This window comes from Euhalothece natronophila Z-M001 (genome assembly GCF_007904085.1).
GTDB lineage: Bacteria > Cyanobacteriota > Cyanobacteriia > Cyanobacteriales > Rubidibacteraceae > Halothece > Halothece natronophila.
Genome location: NZ_CP042326.1, coordinates 1,670,336 through 1,696,368, shown reverse-complemented (window position 1 = coordinate 1,696,368; position 26,033 = coordinate 1,670,336). Strand labels below are relative to the sequence as shown.

At 38.5% G+C, this 26,033-nt stretch carries 20 protein-coding genes; 16 read left to right on the top strand and 4 right to left on the bottom strand.

What is annotated here, in order from left to right; genetic code table 11:
* The first annotated feature begins 76 nt into the window (after nt 1-76).
* The 5 genes from FRE64_RS08075 to FRE64_RS08050 all read left to right on the top strand — a co-directional run bounded on the left by FRE64_RS08075 (nt 77) and on the right by FRE64_RS08050 (nt 6,243).
* On the top strand, nt 77-844 hold the full coding sequence (locus FRE64_RS08075) for a hypothetical protein (protein WP_146295498.1): 768 nt from the start codon (nt 77-79) through the stop codon (nt 842-844).
* 132 nt (nt 845-976) lie between these two features.
* Entirely contained in the window at nt 977-1,216 is a 240-nt protein-coding gene (locus FRE64_RS08070; RefSeq protein ID WP_146295497.1) for a hypothetical protein, read from the top strand.
* Nucleotides 1,176-1,841 carry a hypothetical protein gene (locus FRE64_RS08065; protein WP_146295496.1) on the top strand — a complete coding sequence of 222 codons (666 nt, stop codon included), beginning with the start codon at nt 1,176-1,178 and terminating at the stop codon, nt 1,839-1,841. Before FRE64_RS08070 ends, FRE64_RS08065 begins: the two co-directional genes overlap by 41 nt.
* Nucleotides 1,842-2,010: 169 nt before the next feature.
* Nucleotides 2,011-3,378, top strand: coding sequence for a hypothetical protein (locus FRE64_RS08060; RefSeq protein ID WP_146295495.1), 1,368 nt, complete (start codon nt 2,011-2,013; stop codon nt 3,376-3,378).
* A 30-nt stretch (nt 3,379-3,408) separates the two neighbouring features.
* The gene (locus tag FRE64_RS08050; protein ID WP_146295494.1) at nt 3,409-6,243 is read left to right on the top strand and encodes a hypothetical protein; all 2,835 of its coding nucleotides are present in this window, start codon (nt 3,409-3,411) and stop codon (nt 6,241-6,243) included.
* Between the two features lie 316 nt (nt 6,244-6,559).
* Here the strand turns inward: FRE64_RS08050 and FRE64_RS08045 are convergent, their stop codons facing one another.
* The 3 genes from FRE64_RS08045 to FRE64_RS08035 are packed head-to-tail and all read right to left on the bottom strand — an operon-like array spanning nt 6,560 to nt 10,932.
* On the bottom strand, nt 6,560-8,068 hold the full coding sequence (locus tag FRE64_RS08045) for a phytoene desaturase family protein (RefSeq protein WP_146295493.1): 1,509 nt from the start codon (nt 8,066-8,068) through the stop codon (nt 6,560-6,562).
* Nucleotides 8,068-9,222, bottom strand: a complete 1,155-nt coding sequence (locus tag FRE64_RS08040; RefSeq protein WP_146295492.1) for an IscS subfamily cysteine desulfurase — start codon at nt 9,220-9,222, stop codon at nt 8,068-8,070. Before FRE64_RS08040 ends, FRE64_RS08045 begins: the two co-directional genes overlap by 1 nt.
* Nucleotides 9,223-9,258: 36 nt before the next feature.
* A complete protein-coding gene (locus FRE64_RS08035; RefSeq protein ID WP_146295491.1) occupies nt 9,259-10,932 on the bottom strand; it encodes an alpha-amylase family glycosyl hydrolase in 1,674 nt (557 codons plus the stop codon).
* Between the two features lie 533 nt (nt 10,933-11,465).
* Between FRE64_RS08035 and FRE64_RS08030 the strand changes: the two genes are divergently transcribed.
* From FRE64_RS08030 to FRE64_RS08020, 3 genes are all read left to right on the top strand, one after another.
* Entirely contained in the window at nt 11,466-11,666 is a 201-nt protein-coding gene (locus tag FRE64_RS08030; protein WP_146295490.1) for a hypothetical protein, read from the top strand.
* 280 nt (nt 11,667-11,946) lie between these two features.
* On the top strand, nt 11,947-12,753 hold the full coding sequence (locus FRE64_RS08025; RefSeq protein WP_146295489.1) for a sulfite exporter TauE/SafE family protein: 807 nt from the start codon (nt 11,947-11,949) through the stop codon (nt 12,751-12,753).
* A 414-nt stretch (nt 12,754-13,167) separates the two neighbouring features.
* Entirely contained in the window at nt 13,168-15,696 is a 2,529-nt protein-coding gene (locus tag FRE64_RS08020) for a mannose-1-phosphate guanyltransferase (RefSeq protein ID WP_146295488.1), read from the top strand.
* 224 nt (nt 15,697-15,920) lie between these two features.
* Here the strand turns inward: FRE64_RS08020 and FRE64_RS08015 are convergent, their stop codons facing one another.
* Complete coding sequence (locus FRE64_RS08015; RefSeq protein WP_146295487.1) at nt 15,921-16,748, bottom strand: ion transporter; 828 nt, start codon at nt 16,746-16,748, stop codon at nt 15,921-15,923.
* A 1,149-nt stretch (nt 16,749-17,897) separates the two neighbouring features.
* On the opposite strand from FRE64_RS08015, the gene FRE64_RS08005 reads away from it, so the two are divergent.
* The 8 genes from FRE64_RS08005 (at nt 17,898) to FRE64_RS07970 (ending at nt 26,013) form a co-directional block, all read left to right on the top strand.
* Nucleotides 17,898-18,287, top strand: coding sequence for a hypothetical protein (locus FRE64_RS08005; protein ID WP_146295486.1), 390 nt, complete (start codon nt 17,898-17,900; stop codon nt 18,285-18,287).
* A 20-nt stretch (nt 18,288-18,307) separates the two neighbouring features.
* Entirely contained in the window at nt 18,308-21,373 is a 3,066-nt protein-coding gene (locus FRE64_RS08000; protein ID WP_146295485.1) for an FtsK/SpoIIIE domain-containing protein, read from the top strand.
* An 11-nt stretch (nt 21,374-21,384) separates the two neighbouring features.
* Nucleotides 21,385-21,660, top strand: a complete 276-nt coding sequence (locus FRE64_RS07995) for a WXG100 family type VII secretion target (RefSeq protein ID WP_146295484.1) — start codon at nt 21,385-21,387, stop codon at nt 21,658-21,660.
* A 20-nt stretch (nt 21,661-21,680) separates the two neighbouring features.
* A complete protein-coding gene (locus FRE64_RS07990) occupies nt 21,681-21,977 on the top strand; it encodes a hypothetical protein (protein ID WP_146295483.1) in 297 nt (98 codons plus the stop codon).
* A gap of 45 nt (nt 21,978-22,022) precedes the next feature.
* The gene (locus tag FRE64_RS07985; RefSeq protein WP_146295482.1) at nt 22,023-22,700 is read left to right on the top strand and encodes an ARC6/PARC6 family protein; all 678 of its coding nucleotides are present in this window, start codon (nt 22,023-22,025) and stop codon (nt 22,698-22,700) included.
* Between the two features lie 100 nt (nt 22,701-22,800).
* Complete coding sequence (locus FRE64_RS07980) at nt 22,801-24,186, top strand: protein kinase domain-containing protein (RefSeq protein ID WP_146295481.1); 1,386 nt, start codon at nt 22,801-22,803, stop codon at nt 24,184-24,186.
* An 18-nt stretch (nt 24,187-24,204) separates the two neighbouring features.
* Nucleotides 24,205-25,308 carry a serine hydrolase gene (locus FRE64_RS07975; protein ID WP_146295480.1) on the top strand — a complete coding sequence of 368 codons (1,104 nt, stop codon included), beginning with the start codon at nt 24,205-24,207 and terminating at the stop codon, nt 25,306-25,308.
* A 21-nt stretch (nt 25,309-25,329) separates the two neighbouring features.
* Nucleotides 25,330-26,013, top strand: coding sequence for a hypothetical protein (locus FRE64_RS07970; RefSeq protein WP_146295479.1), 684 nt, complete (start codon nt 25,330-25,332; stop codon nt 26,011-26,013).
* Nucleotides 26,014-26,033: the final 20 nt, after the last annotated feature.

The following is a 26,033-nucleotide window of genomic DNA, read 5'->3' as shown; positions in this document are numbered from 1 at the left end:
ATAAATTAAGTGAATTTTCTCACTTAAACTGTCAATACAAAATTCATAGTCAAGCGTAAAGAGACTCAAACATAACATGAGTAAGCATTTATCTCTAACAAAAATCCTCTTTGCAGGTGCTTCGATTACAGGTGCATTAGGTATGATGGCAGTCTTAGGGACTCCAAGCGCACAAGCAGGGCAAGCGCGAGTCACTGGTGCGGCTCTTGTTGATAATGATAGCGAGGTTTCAGCAGTTGCTGGGGAGGTCATTTTAGCGCCGGGGCAAAGTCTAGGTGAGGGTATTACTATTACCCCAGACATTGATAATATTCCCAACAGTGAAAATGTTGCTGTACAACAGTTAGACATTGATTTTGACATTGATGATAATGAGGCTGCTCTTCTAGAAGCGGCGATCGCTAATAAAATTAGCACTGACGATTTTACTGATGAATCGGATATCATTTCTCTGGTTAAAAATTTTGGCGGTGTTAGCTCTCCCCTAGGACAAGCGCAAGTCACTGGTGCGGCTACTTTCGATACTCACAATACCCTGTCTGCAATTGCTGGTCAAGCAACCTTAGCTCGTGGACAGCTTTTAGCAGAACCTGATAATAATGATGACCCAGTAGCTACTATTGACCCAACTATTGAGGACGAGGATGACTTAGAGGGTGAAGTCTTGAGTGAATTAGACATTAATTTCTCAGTAGAAGAAGATGATATCCCCTTACTAGAAGCAGCGATCGCTGACGTTGTAAATGACGCAGATTTTGATCGCGAATCGGATGTCATTTCTCTAGTTAAAGCATTCACCGAGGAAAGTGCAGGTAGCAGTGAAAGAGTGGTTGGTTTAGAGTAACACTTCCTAACTGAGAAGCCTTTTTTTCCTTGCCAAAATATCTCATCAAGAGAAGGACTTATTGCATTATATCCCTTATCTTTCTCCTGATCTCCTCGAAAGCAATAGATCTATAAATCAAGGTAGGTAAATATGAAGACACAAACATTCTTAAAGACGATTCCTTTGATGAGTTTCTCTCTCATCGGTATCTTAGGCTTAATGGGCGTATTAAGCACTTCAAGCGCCCAAGCTGGGCAAGCGCGAGTCACTGGGGCTTCCCTAGTAGATGATGCCAGTACGGTTTCTGCTGTAGCAGGGGAAGCCATTTTATCTCCTGGGGAACGCTTTGGTGACAGACCTGTACTTGGGGTCGATACCTGCAACTATTGATGTTCAGATTGACCCAGAAATTGGCAGCATTGATGACGCTGATAATGCTGTTACAAGCTTAGATCTAGGATTTCCTATTGCCACCCCTGCTGGTCGTGGTAATACTACCCTTCTAGAAGAAAGAATTGCTCAAGCAGTGGGGCAGGCTGATTTTAGCAATGAATCTGACATTATTTCTTTGGTTAAAAGCTTTGGCGAAATTAATTCTCCCCTGGGGCAAGCACAAGTCACTGGTGCAGCAACGTTCGATACTGGGAAGGAACTTTCTGCAGTTGCTGGTCAAGCAACATTAGCCCGTGGACAAGTATTAGCAGATCGTGGTGGTTTGACTGGCCGTGACTTTAGTATTATTCCTTCTTTTCCTTTTATTGAAGTTGAACAAGTATTTCGTCCACTTACGATTGATCCCACAGTAGAGAATGGGGTATTGACGGAACTAGATCTTGACTTTGCATTTAGTTCTGAATTTCTCTCTCGAGATTCAAAAGATTTGCTAGAAGGCGCGATCGCTGACGTTGTTGCTAATAACTTTGACACTGATCGCGAATCTGATGTCATCTCCTTAGTTAAAGCATTCACCGAGGAAAGTGCAGGTAGCAGTGAAGAAGTGGTTGGTTTAGAGTAACACTTCTTGCACTGCTAACCGAGAAGCCTTTTCTCCTTGCCAAGATATCTCATCAGGAAAAGGACTTACTGGGCTATATCAGTTGTCCTTCTTCTGACATCCTCAACGTCAAAAGGTCACCGCCAATCGAAATATTTATCAAAAGTAGATAAAAAGAGGCTTCCATGCTATGAAAATCAAGTTTTACTTTCATCAGAGTAATTTCACTCCTGTCTTGTCGATCGCGCTAGCAAGTCTAGTTTCTGTTTTTACCCTTCCTGCTAATGCTAATGAAAATCGCGTTAACTTACTAGAGAGGGTAGCCGAAGAAACAGGAATTGATGTGGGGGTCGATTTACAAGATGATGTCATTGAAGCGGTAGAAGCAAAAGATTTAGAAAATTTCGTGGATGGAGATGTTCAGGAATTACTAGAACGCCTTGGAGACGCAGGAGAGGCAGCCGATAAGGAGTCGAAGCAAGAATTAATCAAGGCGCTAGTAGAAGATAGTGAGTTACAACAAGCATTAATTGAGGCGGTAGAAGTAGAGAATGACGAATTAGAATTAGATGACACTTTTTTTATTAATGTGGTTGCAGCAGTCAGTCAGAAAGGAACATTAGACGCGATCGCGACTCAAGTTTTATTAGAAAAGCCTCGGGAGTTACTTGATGAGGTGAATATTACCTTTGCTGGTGAATCAATCCGCGATGCAGTGGATATTGATGATTTAAATGAAACAGAATTAAAAATTGAGTTTGAGACAATAGACGGAGATGATCCTGATTTTGAAGTGGGAGACGATCTCAGTGAGTCAGAACTTATTTCTCTAGTCAGAGCCTTTACAGAAGGAATCGGGATTCAAGAGCGCGATCGGGTGACAGCAACCGCTTTTCGAGAGGAAGAAGCTAATGCAGACAATACTGTTCGCTCAGTCATCGCTACAGAAGTAGAACTTGCTCCTGGACAGAGTTTTGATCAGAATAACATTACAACAAGCACTAAAACTCAGGAGTTTAATGGCGTTGAAGTTCTCAGCGAATTAACCATTGAAAGCAATAATAGCGATATCCTAACAGACAATGAAAACTTAGAAGTTGAGCTAGCCCAAGCGATTGAAGAGGCTGACTTTGATCAGGCTTCCTCGATTATTTCCCTTGTAAGGGCATTTGGCGATGGTGGAGAACAAGAACAAGCGCGAGTCAGTGGGGCTTCTTTGGTTGACGATCAACGAGAGGATGAGGATAATGATCTGCTTTCGGTGGCCGCAGGAGAAGTAGAACTAGCGCGAGGTCAGCTTATTGGAGAAGAGGGGGGAACTCTCGTCACTGTTACCTCTGAGTTGGAGGGGAGCGAAACTGACCCTATTCGGGTAGAGGGGTTAGAGATTGAATACTTTATTGATGAAGACAGTCTCAGTTTAGAAGAGGCAATTGCCACTAAAGTACAAGAGGAGGACTTAACTATATCAGAGGTTATCTCTCTTGTTAAGGCGATTACCCAAGAGAGAGAGCGTTCTTTTCAAGACTTAAATGAACCGAATGTCGGCTTAGAGTAGTATCAAAAACTTTTTATAAGTGTGTGAAAGATGAAAAAAATTTATGTAAGTCTTTTTAAGATTAAAATTGTCATCAGCATATTTACCCTAATCATCGCGTATGGTAGTCAGAACCAAGCTAGTGCCTCCTCTCCTGATTTTAATAATTTAGAAGTGACAGATCACTCTAAATTAGAATTTAATGAGGTTAATCATGAAGATAACCATAAGATTTTAGGTGTTGATTTTCTAGATGTTGAGGATACCAGTATCACTAAATCTAATTCCCTTTCAGTTAACCGAGAAGCCCCCTTCTATGAGTTAGCCCAACGGGATGATGTTTTACCTTCTGACTCTGAAGATGATGATTTATTTCGAGAAATTGAGCCAGAAGATTTACTCCCTGAAGAAGAACCAGAACCCCCTGATCCTGAAGAAGCAGAAGAACAACAAGAATTAATCCTAGAATCTCTTTCTAATACTAATAAAAGATATCCCTTTATTCTCAATCCATTTGATAATTTAACCATTTCTGAAGATCAGTTTTCTCCTGATCAAGTAGAAACTTATTCAGACTTTGATATTCGTTTTGCAGAAGATAATCCTGCTCTGAAACAACTAGGCGTTGGTCATTTCCGGAAAGAAGACCAATTTTACTGGCAAATGAGTGGGAATCGCATTGTTTTTGAAACTCAAGGAGTTCAGTCGGGCGTACAATATCAAGGGCAAACCAACGAAGTAGAAATTAATGAAGCCTTTTTGCTACGACAAGCCTTTTTTGGCGTGCAAGCGATTTGGACATTTTCAGGTGACCTTAGTTTAGTGGAAGGAGAGCAAGAAGATCTTGATGAGTTTACGGTTTTTTCAATAATAGCGGAAGCTGGAGGGCCAGAAGAGTTATTTGCTGGAGAAAATATCGATATTAATATTGATATTGCCGATATTGATTTTGAGAGTGATGAAGAGACTCGCTCTCTGATTGGAACCGGAACCGGAACCAGTGATCGAATTCAAGGAGGTGGCTCTTTATTTGGGGAAATTGATCCGGCTAACGCCCCCCGTATTTTACAGGCTTTTCCTACTGTGGATCTGCGTCCTCTCTTAGATGGTGGAAATGTTCCTCTAGAAGCAGGAGCAGAGATTCCCGATTCCGCGTTAGAGGATGCTGGGTTAACCTTTGGTAGTCCGCTGACTGAGGAAGTTCCCGGCTTTAGTACTGCCTTTTCCTCAGATCCTGGATTGAAAATTGGTCAGAGAGAGACTTTTGATAACTTAGATTTGCTCAATGTCCTTGTGAATCCTTTTCTCAGTGATGAAGAACGAGATGAGAGATATCTTAATTCTCTTTTGTGGGCTTGGTTAGGTCAGCAAGAGCCTGAAGTGTTTACACAAGAGCGTCGCGAAGATTTCGACTGGCATCGCTTTTACTTTAGCACCTCTTATAATCGTGGAATGTTGGAATATGGCGAAGATGAGGTTAATGCCACTTATACAAATGTTTATCTCAATCCTGGAGGGGGAATTACTTTATCTTTTGATGAAGGGGAAGTGGATAGTACCCAATCAATCAATTCTACATTAGGAATGCTACTAGGATTTCCTCTTGCAGGGTTTGGTAATCTCAATAACTTACAAGGGTCTATTGATGAAGCCAAAGAAAAGTCTGAAGCTGGAGAAGAGTTTAGCCCTCTTAATACAGAAGCTACCTCTAACGAAAGACAGCAAATCAACCAAAGATTAAACCAAACCTTGAGAACTGGTAATACTAGCAGCGAGTTAGAACAAGTTTCAGGAACAGTTACCTTTCCTAGTACAATTACCCCAGACCAGTCTAGTGTTTTACAATTGAGAACAGGATTACACTCAAGATCAGTGGATTTTCAAGATCAATCGGTTTCCACCAATCAAGGGCAACCTTTTTTCTCAGAAACGCGCTTATCTCAGGATGATTTCAATTTGAATTTTATCGGGGTTCCCATTGATGGTTCTTCTGAAGAACTCACTGATAATATTGGTGGTCAGGTGGGATTGATTACTCCTGAGGGGGAACAATTTGTTGAACAAATTGCCCCAGAAGCCCCTGTTCCCACTAAAGGATTTGCCGCAGCTTTTGATCGCCTAGAACTTGCTCGTATTGATACTCGGGATATTAATTTTAGCCAGTTTGTTGGTCGTTTAAGTCTCCCCAGTGTGGAGTTGCTTTGGAGTGGTTCTGACCAAAATTTTAATTATGGTCTAAGTGCTGGAGCGTGGTTTAATGTTGATGCTGACTCAGCCCCAGGAGTTGAAGAAAATACTCTAGGAGTAGAAGAGCCATCAGCAGGGGCGTATCTCAGTGGTAACTTAAATTGGATTATTCGGGATCTGCGCCAAAATGATCAGGGACAGACCATCGGCCTTGATGCTCATGTTCCCTCATTTCGCGTTTCTTGGAATAGTGCCACTAATGAACGTAATCCTTTTACCGCGATCGCGTCTTATACTTATCTGAATCAACGACAAAATCGCTCTTTTAGAGTTTCCCCTTTAATTGCTTACATTCCAAATGGTCAGGAAGAAGAAGAAACAGAAACAGATTTAATTGGTATCTTGAGTGGAGGAGTTGATTTCAATACGGGGTTAAGTATTGATGGCTCTTTAGAGGCTCGGGATGAGTTATTTTATACTCTAGAAACAACCCAAGATGTTAGCTCTGAGATTGCATTGGGTGGGTTTATTCGTAATTTTCGTCGCACTTTGACAGGTCTCCCCGGACGTGACTCCGTTTTTATGTTTGGTCCAGTGATGAAAGTTGATTTAAATAATCAAGATGTTGCTCTAGAAGCTCGCCTTGGATTTGGTAATTCTAGCCCAGAATTTCGGATTGAGGGAAATGCAAATTTCTAGTTTTTAATCATCGTTCTTCCTTTAAAGAAAATAGTTTCTTCTGTAATCTTAATTTCCCGAATATGAAATTTGTAAGCCAAGACTACTATAGTAGGAAATGCTAAATATTTAAAAATAATTATTCTCTTTTTCCTACTATATAAGTAAAATTCATAAATAAAGAGGATTCAGTAGCGCGATCGCGCCTTTCTGCTCAAGATTGTTGATCTAATGAGTCTAACTTTAATGGAGAAACATATTTAAAATGGGTTTCGTAACAACCATTGGAGTCCGAAGTTTTTAAAGCTGTGGAGATTTTAAAGCAAGCACCTTCTATTTACAAGCGCGTAATCCCCCACTGCTGCTGTTGAGGGGAAACGAGACTATTAGCGCATAGTATGCCTGACGCTGCCACTGCAGGAACACCAATCCCAGGAAGGGTACTGTCTCCTACCCGATAGAGTCCAGAAATCGGAGTTTTATGGCGAGGAAAGAGACCTTCTTCGGCGGGAATTGCCGGACCATAAGTGCCCTGATAACGCCGTAAATAATGGGCATGAGTCAAGGGCGAACCAATTAATTCCAGAGTAATGCGCGATCGCAGATCAGGAATAATTTTCTCTATGGCTTGATACAGGGTTTCTGCTTGAGTTCGTTTGTTGTGTTGATAATTATGATCTCGTTGCCATCCCTGATAAGGTTCTAGGGTATAAGCATGGATCAGATGATGTTGCGGTGGCGCTAAACTAGAATCCCAAACGGTGGGAATAGAAATCATACAGGTATTGCCGGGAGTGGCAATATCTTGGTTAGAATCATGCACAACTACATGATGACCGTTGATTGTTTCTAAGCCCTCAGCACGAATGCCAAGGTGAAGGTGCATAAAACTATTTAAGGCAGGAGTTTCTAGACTGCTTTGGCGATAAGAAGTTGGTAAGTCTTGGGGGTTCAAGAGAGAATTATAAGTATCCCAGATGGTGGCATTGGAAATAACAATGGGGGCTTTAATTGTTTCTCCATTCTGCAATTTAACTCCTTCTACTTTTCCAGAAGTCACTAAAATGTTTTCCACATGGGCATTAAGTTTAATCTCTCCTCCCCAGCGTTTTAATCCCCGAATCAGAGCCTCCACAATTGCCCCACTGCCACCAATTGGGTATTCTACTCCCACACAGGATCGTTCTCCTAGCATAAAAGCAATTTCTGGCGCGATCGTGCCCTCAGCCTTTAATCCAGAAAGCAAGAAACACTCTAAATCAATTAACCGTTTCACCCAAGGATCACTTACCGTTTTGTCTCGAATTTTTCCCACCGATGATCCCATTAAAGGCAGTTTGGGTAAGGATTTTAATAATGCTGGCAAGTATTTTGGAATTAAAGTTTGTACAACTTTTCTATCCCCCCGTAACTCGATAGTAGGAATTTCTTTAAGGGTGTCATATAGGCCCAACATTTCTCGGAGAAATTTTTGATATTCTTTTCCGCCCTCAGGAGTAATTTTGCTAATTTCCTGACAATATTGCTCATTGTTTTGGTAGGCGGCAAACGTTCCTTCCGGAAAATGAAACTCACCGAGGGGATCATAGGGCACCGTTTCTAAAGTTTCTCCCAATACTCTTAAAACTTGCTGTAGGGGATTTAAGCTTTCTTGTTGAGAGCCGATTCCTGCATAAAATGAGGGGCCAGAATCAAAGGTAAACCCCTTACGGGTAAAACTGTGAGCCGCCCCCCCTGGGATACTATGACTTTCACAAATTAAAACCTTATAGCCATATCGAGCTAATAAACTTCCTGCAGTTAAGCCACCAATGCCACTGCCAACAATGATTACATCTAAAGACATTATTGCGACTTCCGTAAAGATTCAATCGTGGTTATAACATGAGAAATTGCTTGATCTACTTCCTCAGCAGTGGTAAATCGCCCCATTCCCATCCGAATTGAAGCATGAGCTAATTTGTCACTTCTTCCCAGTGCTTTAATCACATGAGACGGTTGGGTAGATTGAGACGCACAGGCTGATCCTGAAGATACTGCCATGACAGGTTGTAAGCCTAAAATTAAAGCAGTTCCATCGACTCCCGCCACACTGACATTTAAGTTTCCCGAAAGCCGTTGGTTGGGATGACCATTGAGATAAACCCCTTCTAATTGCGATAATTCTTCCCAAGCGCGATCGCGCAGTTTTTGTAATCTTTCCCCTTCTGTGTCCATTTCTGCTAACCCTAATTCCACGGCTTTCCCAAAACCAACAATTTGGGGAGGGTATAGTGTTCCTGAGCGCAAATCCCGTTCTTGTCCACCGCCTTGGATTTGTGAAGCAATGCGAACCCTAGGGTGACGACGACGCACATATAACGCCCCAATCCCTTTTGGCCCATAAATTTTGTGAGCGGTTAAAGACATTAAATCAATGTTCATCGCTTCCACATCAAGGGGCATTTTGGCAAGGGCTTGTGCTGCATCCGTATGGAAAAAAACCTCTTTTTCGCGACAAATACGCCCAATTTCTTGAATCGGCTGTAACACCCCAATTTCATTATTGGCAGCCATCACAGAAACTAAAATGGTGTCAGAACGAATACTATCAGCGAGAACGTCTAAATCAATTAGCCCATCTTCATCGACTGCGAGAAACGTCACCTCAAAGCCTAAACTTTCCAAATATAAACAGGGATCTAAAACCGCTCGATGTTCCGTTGCGACTGTAATAATATGTTGTCCTTGGCTAAAATAGGCCTCAGCTACCCCTTTAATGGCTAAATTATTGGCTTCGGTTGCGCCACTGGTAAAGATAATTTCCTCAGGAGAAGCGTTAATTGCTTTTGCAATCATTTCTCGGGCTTGTTTTACCCCTGCTTCTGCTTCCCACCCATAAGCATGAGAGACACTAGAAGGATTACCAAAATGCTCGGTAAAATAGGGAAGCATCGTCTCTAAAACCCGAGAATCAACTGGGGTGGTGGCGTTACAGTCTAAATAAATTGGACGTTGCATCTCTATTCCACTACTGCTACTGCTTCTAGGATAACGTTAGCTTTCCCCACGGAAGCGATAAATTGACACTTCAAACGGTTGTAAGATTTTCGGTAAAGAGATTACTTCTCCAACTGTTAACCAAGTTGAAAGCAAGACTTCCCAGTTGTGTTCAGGGATGGCGCGATCGCGCTCAAAATTCTTTTCATAAGAAAAATTAATCACCACTAAAATAGTTTCTTCTTCGGTTTCTCGCAAATAAGCCAAATGCTCATAGGGATAATAAATTAGTGATTTCCAACTCCCTTTTTTAAGGGCTTCACTGTCTTTGCGAAGTTGAATTAAAGCCCGATAAAAGTTAAGAATTGAAGTTTCTTCTGCTAATTCGGTTTTGACATTCACATACTCATAATTTTCATGGACAGGTAACCAAGGAGTAACATCTTTCCCAAAACTAAACCCAGCCTGTGAAGAATCATCCCATTGCATAGGGGTGCGAGTTCCATCTCGGGACGGTAAACATTCCTCATCGAGACAACTAATTGCTGCTTTATCCCGCACTTGTTCAATCGGGATATTTTCATGATTCATCATTCCCAATTCTTCCCCATAATATAAAATGGGAGTGCCACGCACAGTTAATAAAATGGTAGCAGCGGCTTGAGCGATCGCGATCGTATCAAAACATAAACTACACTCTGACCATCGAGAAAGATGTCTGGGGAGATCATGGTTATTGAGGAAATAAACTTGCCAACAATCTTTCGGCGTGAGTAATTCTTTTTTCTCAATTTCTCTTTGCAAATACCCCGGATACCAAGGGCTTAACGGAAACTCAAATGTAAAGGGAAGATGTAACTCATCATTATTAACACCATAAAAAACTAAAGAATCATAAAGACGATTATCAATAAAAGTTTCCCCAATTAAAAGACGATTATCATATTCTTCTATTACTCGTCTAATTTCGCGAATAATTTCATGATTCTCAGGTAAGTTTTTATCATGGATATGAAACTGATCATTATATTTATTGCCAGTAGCTTCAAATTTTAGGGGATTATTGCGAAAATATTTATCTTGACTATAAACACTAGACGCATCCAGACGAAAGCCATCTACTCCTAAATCTAACCAATAACGAATCACATTATAAATCGCAGAGCGAACTTCAGGGTTATGCCAATTGAGATCAGGTTGATTAGTATTAAAAGCATGATAATAATATTGCTGTCTTCGTTCATCATACGTCCAACCCGTGCCACCAAAATAAGATAACCAATTATTAGGAACACCGCCATCTGGGGCTGGATCATGCCATAAATACCAATCACTTTTAGGATTATAACGGCTCGATCGCGATTCTAAAAACCACGGATGCTCATTAGAGGTATGATTAATCACTAAATCAAGAATGACTTTAATATTGCGATGATGCGCTTCACTGAGTAGTAACTTAAAATCATCTAACGTGCCAAACGTTTTACAAATATCATAATAATCACTGACATCATACCCATTGTCAAACATGGGAGAAGTATTAATAGGAGATAACCAAATCGCATCAACTCCAAGAGAATTTCGATTATCTTTGCCATCATTGAGATAATCTAATCGTTGAATGATTCCTTGTAAATCTCCTATGCCATCCCCATTAGCATCGGCAAATGTTAGGGGATAGATTTGATAAATTACACTAGTTTCCCACCATTTAGGTTCTCTTTTAAACATTAACTCTTTTCTCATCCCATAGCTAAATAGATAGCAATCCTAAATCATTTGTAAACTTTCACCCTAGTTCGCTCCTTGAATAAATAAGGGAGTTAGGGGGGTGCCTACGTCTCAGCTTTCACCCTACGCAAATTAAGCTACTTTTTACAAATGAGATTATCTTGCTATATCACCTTCCTTTATATTTTAAATGAAATGGCAATTTAAACATTAAGGAAGAATGATGATAAGCTGGAAAACATCTAATTTGTCAAAGCAGGCTTAAAGGAAGAGTTATGTAAGCTACTGTGCATTTTATATTTTAACTCATAGAGCTGATACACTGAGGGGTTAGGATACTTAGAATGTATTGGTAATCTATAAAGAGAATTTAGGTATATTTTCGCTTAGACTTATTTCATTGAATTTCCATTACGTAGCTAGCAATATCCCTATTTAGTAATAACAACTTGAATGGTCTTTACAATAAGCTTTAAGTCATAAATTAGAGACCACGTTTTCTAATAATTAATATCCATATCTATTGTCAAATTATGGAAAATTTTATCATAAAAATGAGTTCAAAAATGAAAGTACAAACCCTAGCAGGAGTCGTTGCTCTTTTATCAATGCCAGTACTTTATATTGGCGGAATTTCTGAGAGCGTAATCTTAGAAGTGCTTGGTTTTTTAATGCTAGCATTTGCCATGTTGACCACACCAACTATGAAGCTTTTAATGAAAAAATCACAGTAGCATTTTCATGCTAGACTAGGCTTTTGTTTGTTGACTAGCAAGTATTCATCGTTATTTTTGAAACCTTTACAGGGTGGCGCGATATGGCTCCGCCATTTGCCAAAGGCAATCGCGATTATTTCTTCTGATTTAACTTCTTCTTAACGTTTTGTCTCCCTATCTCCCCATCTCCCTATTTCCCCATCTCCCCACCTGAGGGGAATTTCATGAGAATGAAACGACCCTGCTATTTACATAAGGGGGAACAGTGCCAACACCAATAGTTAAGTAATTGATCATAATGGAAACGCAGGATATTATTTTACTCATTCTAGGAGGGCTATTTTCTGGAACTCTTGCAGGATTTTTAGGGATTGGTGGTGGAGTTGTCCTCGTCCCAATGATGGTAGCATTTGGCTATACCCCTGTTCAGTCAGTAGCCACTAGCAGCCTTGCCATTCTCGTCACCTCAACTGCTGGCAGTATTCAAAATTGGCGAATGGGCTTTTTAAGCTGGCGTCAAGTTATCTTATTAGGGATTCCAGCAGTGATCATGGCTCAAGCAGGGGCGTTTTTAGCCAGTCGCTTCCTGTCTTATATGTTACTGACAGGGTTTGGTATCCTCCTGTTGAGCAATATTTATTTGGTACAACTACGTAAGCAACTGGTAAATAAAGGAGCAGATCCTGTTCAGATCATGACACCATTAGCTGCCCGTTTAGTGACTGGTGGGTTAGCAGGATTTTTGGCTGGCTTATTTGGTGTTGGAGGCGGAGTGATTATGGTTCCCTTACAAATTTTACTATTGGGAAATGCGATTAAAACTGCTATTCAAACAAGTTTAGGCGTGATTGTTCTTACTGCAATTTCTTCTTCTGCCGGTCACGCTGCTGCTGGGAATATTTTACCGATTCAGGGTTTAATTCTTGGGGGTGGTGGCTTAGTTGGCGTTCAATTTAGTACCCGTTTTCTACCCAAGTTACCAGATCGCGCTGTTAGCATTTTATTTCGATCCATGCTATTGATACTCTCAGTTTATATTTTTATACAAGCATGGCAAGACTATAATGCTGCCTCTGTGAGCTATATACTGTTCAAAAAGCCATAACTCAAGATATCGTCTCTGAGATGTTTTAAAAGCTGTTGAGAGTGTAACAACTCAGCGTTCGCTTAAATTAGGAAGATAAGGAAAAACAAAAATAATTATAGTGATTCCAAATAAAAAACAGCAACCTAAAAGTAGTGGGAGCATCTTGCTCCCTAGTAGCAGCCAAGATGGCTGCACTACGGAACTGAATTGGAACGACTATAAAATCTTTGTGCAGTCAGCCCGGCTAAAAATTCTAGGAATAAATACTCGAAAATGTCGCAAATAGAGAAAATCTTGCACAAGGAAGATGAGAAAAGTCTTCTAGCAAGATACCATCGGTAGGTTGATAATAAAACTAAAGAGAGACAACAGTTAGTATATCTCTATCTACCTCTCGAAAACGTTACTTACAAAAATTGCCAAGGAGGTTTCATGCGTGCAGTATTAATGGCTGGAGGCTCGGGAACAAGGCTACGCCCTCTAACCTGCGATATGCCTAAACCGATGGTACCCGTTCTTAATCGGCCAATGGCAGAACATATCATTAACCTACTCAAGCGCCACAACATTCGAGAAATTATTGCTACCTTACACTACCTTCCTGACGTAATGCGAGACTATTTCGGGGATGGCAGTGAATTTGATGTGCAAATGACTTATGCAGTAGAAGAAGAGCAGCCTCTCGGAACTGCGGGTTGTGTTAAAAATGTGGAAGAATTACTCGATGATACCTTTCTTGTCATCAGTGGTGACAGCATGACTGACTTTGATCTTAGTGCCGCCATTGAGTTTCACAAGCGAAAGCAATCAAAAGCAACCCTAATTTTGGCTAGAGTTCCTAATCCGGTAGAATTTGGAGTAGTTATTACAGATGAAGATAATCGCATTAAACGCTTTTTAGAAAAACCTTCTAGTAGTGAAATCTTTTCAGATACGGTTAATACAGGGACTTACATTCTTGAACCGGAAGTTTTACAACATCTCCCTGATAATGAAGAATGTGATTTTTCTAAAGATTTATTCCCCCTACTTTTAGAACGGGGTGACCCCATGTATGGCTACATTGCTGATAATTATTGGTGCGATGTAGGTCATTTAGAAGCTTATCGAGAATCTCAATATGAAGCCCTACAGGGAGATGTCAAAATTGATTTTGCTTATCCTCAACAATCTTCCGGCATTCGTGTGGGAGAAAATACAACCATTGATCCCAGTGCTCATATCCAGCCACCCGTTCTGATTGGTAATAATTGTCGCATTGGCCCCAGAGTCAATATTGAAGCGGGGACTGTTATTGGTGATAATGTCATTGTTGGGGCAGAAGCGGATCTCAAATCTCCTATTATTTGGAATGGTGTGGTTATTGGTGAGCAAGCGCATCTTTGGGCTTGTTCTATTTCTAGAGGAGCAAGAATAGATCGACGAGCGCATATTCATGAAGGTGTTACTCTTGGAGCATTATGCACCGTTGGGGAAGAAGCTCAAATTAGTCAAGGGGTGAGAGTCTGGCCCGGGAAACAAATTGAATCTGGAGCCACCCTAAATATTAATTTAATCTGGGGGAACATGGCTCAGCGTAATTTATTTGGTCAGCAAGGAGTAACTGGCATTGCCAACATTGACCTTACCCCTGAATTTGCTGTTAAGCTTGGAGCTGCCTATGGTTCTACCCTTAAACTTGGTTCAACCGTCAGTGTTTCTCGGGATCAGCGTAGTGTTTCTCGAATGGTCACTCGCTCCCTAGTCGCAGGGTTAATGTCAGCCGGAATCAATGTTCAAAACCTAGAAGCAACTGCATTACCCATTACCAGAACTCTAATTCCAACCATGGGGGTAGAAGGGGGAATTCATGTTCGCTTACATCCTAGTCGCCACGATTACCTCCTGATTGAATTTGTAGATGAACAAGGGATTAATATTTCCAAAGCGAAAGAGAAAAAAATTGAAGGGGCTTACTTCAAAGAAGACTTACGGCGAGCACAAATTCCAGATATTGGACAGGTGTTCTATCCAGCGCAAGTCTTAGATGTCTATAGCCGTAGTTTTGAAACTCATCTCAATGTGGAGGCAGTTAATAATAGTCGCGCCAAAGTGGTCATTGACTATGCCTATGCCGTTTCTGGGGCAGTATTGCCGTTATTATTAGGCAAATTTGGCTGTGATGCAGTGGTATTAAATGCCAGTCTTAGTCAGTCGGCTCTTTCTGCCGAGGAACGGGAGACTTTACTCGGTGAATTAGGTCAAGTTGTGGAAGCCCTAAAAGCAAATATGGGCGTACAAGTAGCTGCTAATGGGGAACAGCTAATTTTAGTGGATGAAGCTGGTTTACCTATTCGCGGTGAGATTTTAACGGCTCTGATGGTCAATATGATGATGACAGCAAATCCTCGTAGCTCTGTGGTTGTGCCTGTTCATGCTTCTAGCGCGGTAGAGAAAATTGTCCGTCGTCATGATGGGAAAGTCATTCGCACTAAAGCCAGTCCCACTGCTTTGATGGAAGCCTCCCAAGAAAATCCGAATGTGGTTTTAGGGGGAAGTGGAGACACTGGCTTTATTTTCCCAGATTTACATCCTGGGTTTGATGCCATGTTCTCCATTGCCAAGCTGATTGAAATGTTAACGGTGCAAGAACGCTCTTTAGAGCAAATTCGGACGGAGTTACCACGAGTTTGTCATAAATCTTATACTATGCGCTGCCCTTGGACAGTGAAAGGGGCTTTAATGCGTTATTTGGTGGAAACTCATTCGTCCGATGAATTGGAGTTAATTGATGGGGTAAAAGTTGTAGAGCCTGACACAGATAATTGGGTACTTGTTTTACCGGATGCTGGTGAACCTTTAGTTCATATTTTTGCTAATGGTGAAGATCGCGAATGGGTTGATAATGCTCTGCGAGAATATCGGCAACGAGTCCAAGACTTTATTGATAAAGAACAAGGAGTGGAGGCAGTTAACGCTTAAAACTTAGCGGTTAGGGGTGGAAATCTATCCCCCCTCTTCTTTGCAGGGTGGTTTCATTCTCCTGAAAATCTCCTCAGGTGGGGAGATGGATGGGGAGATAGGGAGATAGGGAGATAGAACGTTAAGAAGATTTTAAATCAGAAGAAATAATCGCGACCGCCCCACCATGTAAGGATTTCAGGGTATTACTTTCAATTTTCACCCCGAGAATGAAACAGCCCAGCCTATTCTTTGGGATTAATAATTTCGCCACAATGTGGACAAATTTGGGGTTGAGTCTTTTTTTTGGCTTTTCTAGCTTGTAATTCCTCAGAAAATCCTGAGGCTAAAATCCCAGCAGGAAGGGCAAATAAGCCAATGCCTAAAATTGCTAAAATTGCTCCTAAAATCCGACCTAGTAAGGTAACGGGGTAAACATCTCCATAACCAACAGTAGTAAGAGTAATTGTTCCCCACCACATTGCTTCAGGAATACTAGAGAAGGCTTCTGGTTGAGCGTCATGTTCTGCAAAATAAATCATTGTAGAAGCAACGGCTAATAACACAGCAAGAACAAATAATGAGAGGAGCAATTCTTCTTGTTTTAACCGTAATACACGACCTAAAATTCTCAGAGAATCGGTATAGCGATTGAGTTTTAGAACGCGAAATAGTCTGAGTAAACGTAAGCTTCGACCAATGCGTAATTGAGGAGAGAGTAAGGGAAGAAAAAAAGGTAAAATTGCTAGTAAGTCAATTAAAGCAAGAGGCGTAATTATATATCTGACTCTACCCCAAATCGGATGCCGATAGTGTAATTTAACGGTACAACTCCAAATTCTTAAAATATATTCCACTGTAAAGAATAAGACTGAAAATCCCTCAAAGGCTTCAAAAAAATATCGGTAATTTTCGTATAATGAATCAACAGTTTCTAAAGCGACAGCAACTATGTTGAGGAAAATTAGTCCTAGCAGGAAGATATCAAAGGCTTTACTGAGTGGATCATTCGTTTCTGCTAGGTCTAGGGTTTTACAAACTCGGTATTTGAGAGAAAAATGAAGCTTTTTCATAATAATTATTCACAACACTGAGGGGGTGAAGGCTGAGAAGTCACTTTAACCTAACTTCTTAGAAATGGTATGAGGTATTTACACTATCACCTTTCAATATAGTAATAAAGGACTAAATTCACCCAAAATCATATATCAGCTTTTCTGCATCATTATGTTATTGGAAATAACATTTTCCTAAGTATAAATCCCACTTTGTGCATTGTTTCGTGTTAAAATGCACAGCAAACACATGATTAATACCTTAAATAAGTTTCTAAAAACTCAAAAGTGGTTTTATTATTGAATCGCTGTTTAATAGTGATACTGATAGAAAAAAGGGCTTAAGTAGGGAGATTTCTAGAACTAATGGATGAGCGCGATCGCGCCTACATTTAAAGCCCCAGCAGGTTCAACTAAGACAATGCGGATATTGCTTAACGGAAAATCTACCATCGTTGTTTATGTAAACCTCAATAACTTGCAATTTTGCCATAGGGACTGCCAATTTTTCTCCCAAGAATGAACAGCCCTGATCTTAAACTAAGGCAGGTGAGGCTCTTTGACTCTGCTTCAAGGCTAGGTAACCTTAAGCTACTTTTAAGCAGGGAGATTGAAGGCAGTGGGTTGAGGTGTATTCCTTTCATTCTCCATGGTTTATTACTACTGCTAAAGATGAGAATTCTAGAGTATTACTGCGAAAATCTAAAATTTTAGATGATTTTGGTTAAAGCAATTTAGTAACTGTTGTTACTTACTCACTACTAAGTAAATTTCTCCCTTAAAAGCTAGTGAGGATTTGTAACTAAGAATCACCTAAGTTCACGTTAAATCATGTCGCTTCATGTATTAATCTGTCTAAATTATAAAAACAATATTAAGAAAACTCTTTACTCAAAAATGGAGATTTTAAGATGAGTGGCAGGTTACGCTGATATACAATCAACGTATGAGGAAAACTTAAATAAGAAGTGATCCTACTTTAAAACTTAATCAATTACTTTAAATTGGTTTTATATCAAGGCTTTCATTTGATGCAACGAAGATTTGCATAAAGCAACTTAACTTTATCTCATATAGCGATACAAAATTATTTTGGAAAAATGATATACATTGATCCCTTACGCTTTAATTTTTAAAAGAGGACTGTATAAAAAGAACAAATTAAAAATGATGACCAATAATTCAAATAATTCAAAAAATGATCAAGAAATTTTCAGCGAGTATTATCGCTTAATTAATTCTATTATTGATAAAAGTTTCGAGTTTTTTGAGTTTGAACGTGAAAAGACTGAACTTTTAAACCATGAAAAGACTGAACTTTTAAACCAAACTAAGCCGTCACTTTCCGATGAAAAAAATAGTATTAGTAGTCAAATAGACGAGGTTGATGTTCAGATAAGGGAGACTGAATCTAAAATTGAAAACCTTAATGTAGGAAAAACTTTCCGTATTATAGGTATAGTGGCAGTGGCAGTTTTAGTAACGGGTTTGTTTCAAAGCCTTTGGGCTACCATAATTTTAACAGGGTTTTTTATTGTGATTGTTTGGCATAACTAAACCAAAAAGGAGGAAAAATAATGCCTGGATTAGGACAAATCTTTAACCAAATAGCAAATTTAGAAGATAAATTAGAAAACCTAAAAAAACAACGGTATAAACTAATAGAACAAAAGGAAGATATTCGTAATAAGATTAAAGGCTGTGACGATGAGCTTGCTTCATTGCAGGATAAATTTGCTTCATTGCAAGATGAAAAAAAAGAGTTTACAAAATCTTTAAACTCTGAAGTTTCTGAAGTAGAAAATAAAATTAGAGAATTAAGAGAACTACTTGATAATTCGCCATCTAATTCAGAGTCTCCTCCCCGTTTATTATCGTTACCTTGGGATGATCCACGTTGGTTTCCTGATGATTCTCCTAATGCTTATCAGCCTCAAACTAGCGGTCTAGCACCGGGAGTTATACGACTAGGAGAGCTAAGGGTAGAAAATAAGGAATCACAATTAGTACAAGTTCCTGCTCTTGCTCCAACCTTTGGGATCTCCGAAACCAACCCTCATATATTATTCGAATTTGACCCAGAAAATCGAGAGAAAGTAATTTTAGGATTGCAATCAACAGCTTTACGAATAATTAGCACTTTTCCAGCTCGAAAATTGCAATGTATTTTTATTGATCCAGTAAATATGGGGGATACTTTTCCATTTAAAGATTTACATCGATTTATAGCGGGTCAAAAAACTTATACTCGTAGCGATGATATTGAGGATCAATTAAGACAATTAACAGATCATATTGAACAAGTTATTCAAACTTATTTAGGAAATGATTATCAAAACCTTGCGGAATACAATGAAGCAGCACAAGCAATTGCTGAACCTTATCGTTATTTGTTTATTGCCGATTACCCTGCAGGATTTACCCAAAGGTCTCTAGATGACTTAAACAGTATTCTTGTCAAAGGGCATAAGGCTGGGGTAAATGTTGTTTTACATGTTGGTAATTCTTTAGAAAATTCGGAAAATAAAAGATTTAGCTCAATCTTTGGTATTGGTAAATTCGGAACTGCCGTATTGAGAGGAGGAAATTTCGGAAATCACCACCAAATATCCGCGGCTTTAAGCCCATATCCTATAACTTTAGATGAGCCTCCTCCTGCAGAACAATTCAACCAAATTATAAAAGCGGTAACAGAAGCAACGACAAGTACGCAAGTTGATACGATACCTTTCTCTAACTTCTATCCTGAACAACCTTGGTCTAGTAAATATGATACTCGTCGAGGTATTAATACATCCATTGGTTTAAAGGGAGCAAAAGATAAATTAGAATTCTGGTTAGGAGAAAATGAAGAAGGAGAATTGACTAGTCATGGCTTATTAGCAGGTAAAACTGGTTCAGGTAAAAGTTTTACTCTGCACGCTATTATTACCAGTCTTGCTATGAAATACTCTCCTGAAGAATTAGAGTTATATTTACTTGACTTTAAAGAGGGAGTAGAGTTTCAAATGTATGTCAACTCGGAAAAGGGGAATAATAATTTCAATTCTACAGAATTGAAGGACGATGAAGAAGATAATGCTTTACCTCATGCAAAAGTAGTCTCTATCGAAAGTGACCGTGAATTTGGTTTAAGTGTCCTAGAGTATATTAATCAACAAATAGAAGAACGTAGTAATCAGTTTAAGGCAGCAGGAAATCTGAATAAATTACAGGAGTATCGAGATCAGACTGGAGAAAAAATGCCTCGTATTTTGGTCGTGATTGATGAATTTCAGTATATGTTCCAAGAAAACGACCAAATTACCCGTCGCTTGAATACAGTTATGGATAATATAACTCGACAAGGACGTGCTTTTGGAATTCATTTAGTCATTGCTTCTCAATCTCCCAACGTTCAGAATATGTCTAGAGAAATCTATTCTCAGGTAGATTTAAGGATGGTTCAACAAATGGACGAAAGTACGGCCAGTGCTATTTTGGGAGATGGGAATACTAGCGCTGTAGATTTATTAGACAAACCTGGGAAAGTTATCTACAATAAGGAGTTTGGCAAAAAGAATCATAACGAAATTGGTCAAGTAGCTAATATTTCTGCCCAAGAACGATATAAGGCTCTAAGTTACATCAAATCTATTGCAGAGGAAAATAACTATCAACGCTCAGAACCTCTGGTGGTATTTAATGGTTCGCAACCCACTAATCTCAATCAGAATCGTCAATTAAAGCAATTATCAGAAATCCCTCAATGGCTCTCATTGAAAGAGTTAAATAAACAGGTTTTAAAAGAAAAAGATTGGATTGTTCAAGAAGCTCCTAGTGTTGCTTGGCTCGGAGAAGCAATGCGAATTGGGAATCATACTAAAGCAATTTTCCGCTCTCGTCCTCGTAGTAATATGCTTTTAGTGGGTTCATCTGAAGAAATTATTTTTGGCATTCTTAGTGGTATCCTAGTTAGTTTAGTTCATTCCCGTAAGCCAGAGACAGCTCAATTCAAAATTATTGATTTATCTATTCCTGATGAGGATAATTATTGGACTGAGATGACAACTCACTTTCGAGATTGTTTTAGCCCTTACTTCTCTATTCAAATCGCCAAGCGTTTCTCTGATAAAGAACAGCAAATTTTAAAGTCAACAATGCTTTTAAGAGAAGTTTATGAAGAATTTGACAGCCGTCTTAACAAGCGCAACGAAAATCCAGACGAAGAAGATTTTGGAGAAACGATATTTTTTATCTATGCTATCGGAAGTTTGAATCAAGCTCAAAACTTACGCCCAACAATGGGTCGTCGCAATCGTGAGGAGTTATCAGAAGATGCAGAAAAAGTTAGTCAGCTTATTTCCCAAGGCTCTGAACTAGGTATTCATACCATACTATGGGTAGAAGACCTTAAAACTTTTCTCAAAATGACTGCTGATGATCGCTCTTGGTTGACTCATTTTGACTTGCGTGTAGGTTTAACAATGTCTGAATCTGACTCTCGCTTAATGTTTGGAGAAACTTATGCTCAAAAATTACCAAGGATGAGAGCCTATTTTTATGATGACGCATCTAATTATTTAGAAAAATTCAAACCTTACGCAGTTCCCACTAAAGAAGAACTATCTAGTTATAGTGAACAATTTCAAAAACGTTATTAGGAGGTAAAATTATGTCTAGAGATATTGACGTTGATGAACAAGAGTTAGAAAAATTTTTAAGAATCTTGGAAGATTTTCAAGATTTTATTCAAGAGCAAATGAAATCATTAGAGCGAAAATGGGAAAAATGTGATGACTCTTGGCAAGGAGAAAGTAAAGAGCGATTTAGCAAAGAATTTACACAAACTTTAGACGACTTAAAAACTGCTGCTAAAAATGGAGATGATGCTCTAGAATATATCGAAAAGTTTTATCAAGTAGTGAAAGAGATGAATGAGCAAACCTAGTTAATTAAGTAGGAGGAAAAATGGCTTCTAATAATTTTTCTTTTAGCATTAAAGATGCACAATCTTTTTTGCAAGAATTAAGAAAATGCCAAGAAAACTTACGTCAAGAAAAATCACAGCTTCAAAACCAATGGAGTAATTTAAAATCATCTTGGGAAGATAAACAGCGAAATGACTTTGAAGATATATTTGAAAAAATATTAAGCACCTATAATGATGCAGAACAAGCAAACGAGAAGCATATTAAGTTTGTGGAAGAAATGATCGAGAAGCAAGAAAAAATAAGTAGTCAAGTAGGTAATTTGCCAAGTCTATAAAAAGGTTGATTTTTATTTGTTGATATTAAAAAGGAGGAAAACGCAATGGATCAGGACAAAATAAAAAGGCAAAACTTGATTAGTATTGGTAGCATTATTACTGGTATCATCATGATAATTTTTATATTAAACTTTAACAATCCTAATCTTAGAGGTCAGTTTTCATCAATTTTTTCCAATTTTGGTTCAGATTCAGGAGGATCATCAACACAAAATAGATCTAGTGATTCCTCATCAAGTAGTGAAGAAGACAGCCGTCCCCAGAATGGACAAATTTCGCAGCAAGAGAAATCATCGCTTAGTGATCAAGAAGCGGTAGCTCTCATTGAACGTTGGCAAAACTCTAAACAGCAAATTTTTGCACCTCCCTATAACAGAAGACTAGCATCCCGCATTTTAACAGGGGAAGCCTATACAGATAATAGCGGTGCTATTGATTGGCTAGAAGATAATGGAGGTTATTATACCTATAACCTAACTAGTATAGAAGATACTAGTAATTTTTACCAAAATGGAAATTCTGGTCATATCGAAGTTGTTGTGAGAGAACAGCGAACTCTTTGTATGAATGGAAGACCTAGTCAAGATGATAATACTATAGATGATAAAAGATTAGTACGTTATAACTTGCGTAATGAACGAGGAGAATGGAGAATATCAAGCTATGATACGCAAAATGTAATCAACCAACGTAGCAATCCTAATAAATCTTGCGAACTGTAACCGTTTTTTCACTAGAATTAACTTTGAAATACCCTCTTAAGTGGTTAAGATTCGCTAATCAACTTTTAATCAAAATTAGAATATTAGATGTTATATAGCAATGATTACTAAATATCAGCCAGGGCAGATAATTGCTAATCGTTACCAAATTTTAGATATCTTAGGTCAAGGTGGAAGCGGATTTACATATAAAGCTCAAGATCAAACTAACCAGCAACAGGTTGCACTAAAAGTATTATCACTAAGTCAGCTTAATGATTGGAAACAAGAAGAGCTATTTAAACGAGAAGCTAGCATTTTAAGAGAACTTAGTCATCCTTGTATTCCCAAATACTTTGATGATTTTGAAATCGAAACTGCCGATGATCGTCTCTACTATTTGGTTCAACAGTTAGCCCCAGGAAAATCTCTTGCAAGTCTCATAAAAAAAGGTTGGAACCCTCAAGAGGAAGAAGTCAAGCAAATTGCCCATTCTGTGCTAGACATCTTGGTTTATTTACAAACCTTTAATCCTCCAATTATTCATCGAGATATTAAACCTGAAAATCTAATTTATGAAACTCCATCTCAAGACCAAGAAAATACCTTATTCTTAGTTGATTTTGGTGCTGTACAAGCTCATCGTCATTCTTCAACGGTAGCAAGAACAATTGTGGGAACATATGGTTATATTGCCCCTGAACAATTACGAGGGGAAGCTAATTGCTCAACTGATTTATACGGTTTAGCTGCTACAATTTTATTTCTGCTAACAGAAAAGTCCCCGTCAGAATTCCCTCAAAAAGATTTTAAGATTCAGTTTAGTCAGAAAGTTCAAATTTCTAAACCATTTGCTAATTGGCTCGATAAAAATTTAGAACCCACTCAAGAGAGACGATTTCCTTCAGCACAAGTAGCTTGGCAAGCCCTGCCTCATAATTATAACACTAATCAAGAAAAAACTGTTTCACCAGTAGGTAAACTAGCAAGTTTAGCTGGAGTGAGCTCTTTGATGATTATCAGTTTTTTACTAGGAAACAATATTTCTGAACTCGAATACTCAGAAGAAGAGAATCCATCACTGAGTGATCAAGAAGCAGTAGCTCTCATTCAACGTTGGCAAAGCTCTAAGCAGCAAATGTTTGCCCCTCCCTATAACAAAAGACTATCAAAACAACTCTTAACAGGAGAAGCCTTAACAAATAATAAAGGTTCTATTGATTGGCTAAAAAATAATGGAGGTTACTATACCTATAACCTACAAAGAATAGAAAATGCTGGTAATTTTTACCAAAATGGAAATTCTGGTCATATCGAAGTTATTGTGAGAGAACAACGAACTTTCTGTATGAATGGAAGACCTAGTCAAGATGACAATACTATAGATGATAAAAGATTAGTACGTTATAACTTGCGTAATGAACAAGGGAAATGGAAAATATCAAATTACGAGACGCAAAATGTAATCAACCAACGTGGTAATCCTAATAAATCTTGCCGACTGTAACCTTAAGGAATAAGCTAAATGCTACAGCAAATACCAAAAGCAAAAGGTGCTTTTATTGTTTTCACTTTTTTAATTATCAATATTTTGCTCTCTAGTTGCTTACGAGAAATTGCTCAAGAAGCCAACGAAAATCGTTCAGATTCAAATTCACAGAATTCAACCAAGTTATCAAATGATAAAAAAAATGAAGCCTATAATGTTAAAACTCCACCCAACTTGAAATCAAGCCCAAAACTAGAACAAATAATAGATAGTTTATTACTGCTAAGTACCCAAAATAATCTACCAAAAGAAGACATTTCAATTACTATTATTGATATGAATCAAAATTCTTTTGCTTATTATCAAGGGGATGTTTCTAGATATCCAGCCAGCATACCTAAACTTTTTTGGTTAGTAATAGCCTATTCATATGTAGATAATACTCTGATTAATTTAGAGCCAGATTTGTCTAGTTCAATGAGCAAAATGATTACGAAATCCGACAATGAGGACGCTAGTAAAGTTATTGATAAAATTACTGGTACTGAGTCTGGGAGAATGTTACCAGAAGAAAAATTTAAGGAATGGCTTAAAAAACGATCACAACTTAATTCTTTCTTTAAAAGAGCGAATTATTCCAATATTAATATTAGCCAAAAGACATATCCAATTCCTTATTTAGAAGAATATGGTGACTCACCAAAAGGACGAGAGCTAAAAATGAGATACTTAGGAGAGCGAGATGAAAACAACCCTATTAGGAATAAACTGACTACTAATAACTCTGCCAGATTAATGTATGAAATTGTTAATAAGAAAGCAATTTCTTCTCAATATAGCCAAAAAATTAAAAATAACTTAGAAAGAAATTTAAATCCAGAGTATTGGAGAGATATTGATCCTAATTTTGAGTTTAATCCAGTACTCGCTTTTTTTGGAGAGAGTTTATCTCCTGATGTTAGGCTTTTATCAAAAGCAGGTTGGACACCCAATACTCGCCAAGAAGTTGCTTATATTGAAACTCCCGATCAAGAAGTAAAATACATTCTAGCAATTTTTACAGAAAATGAAGCATATGCACAGAATTGGGAAATTTTTCCTAAATTTTCTGAGTTAGTATTTAATGCAATGACTAAATAAATACGTCAAATCATAATTACTATGTCACAACACTTTTCCTTTAGCTTACAAGATACTGAAATTTTTAAGAGAACTCTTGAGAAATTTAAGCAAGAGCTAACTAGCAGATGGGATGATGTGTCAAATCAGTGGAGTAACTTAGAAGCTACTTGGTATGACCAAGAGTATGATAAATTTGCCCCTTTATACGAAAAAATTGCTTACCTATATGAGGAGGCTAGTCATGATTTAATTAATCATCAAGACTTTTTACAAAGGCAAATTGAGTCTAGTAATAAGCTAGCATACTTAGCACTATATCTTGATGGTTTCTCACCTTCTCCACTTCAGTCCAACTTCTTAGAGTCTTCTGCAAAATCTCAACAAACTTATCAGGAGGATAGCCAAAATAATAAAAAAATTAACCGAAAAAAGGTCAAACAACAGCTCGACCACTTTAAGGCTGTTTTAGGAGTAGGTACTTTACTTTTGCCTACCCAAGTCGTTTTACCTTGCGAATTTTCTAATCAACATGAAGTTGTTATTTGTTGCGAAGATGATTACTGGTCACCAATTTTAGTGGGTTTAGATGATGATGATGCTTTGAAAGAAGGCTATTTATTATGGGAAGAAGAGAGGAACAGAAGAATAAACAAACGAGGTAAAGCTATGGATTACACTAATAGTCAGCCCAAAGAATCCCGAGATTATTTTCCCCCTAATTAAAATGAGTTGGCGATCTTAAC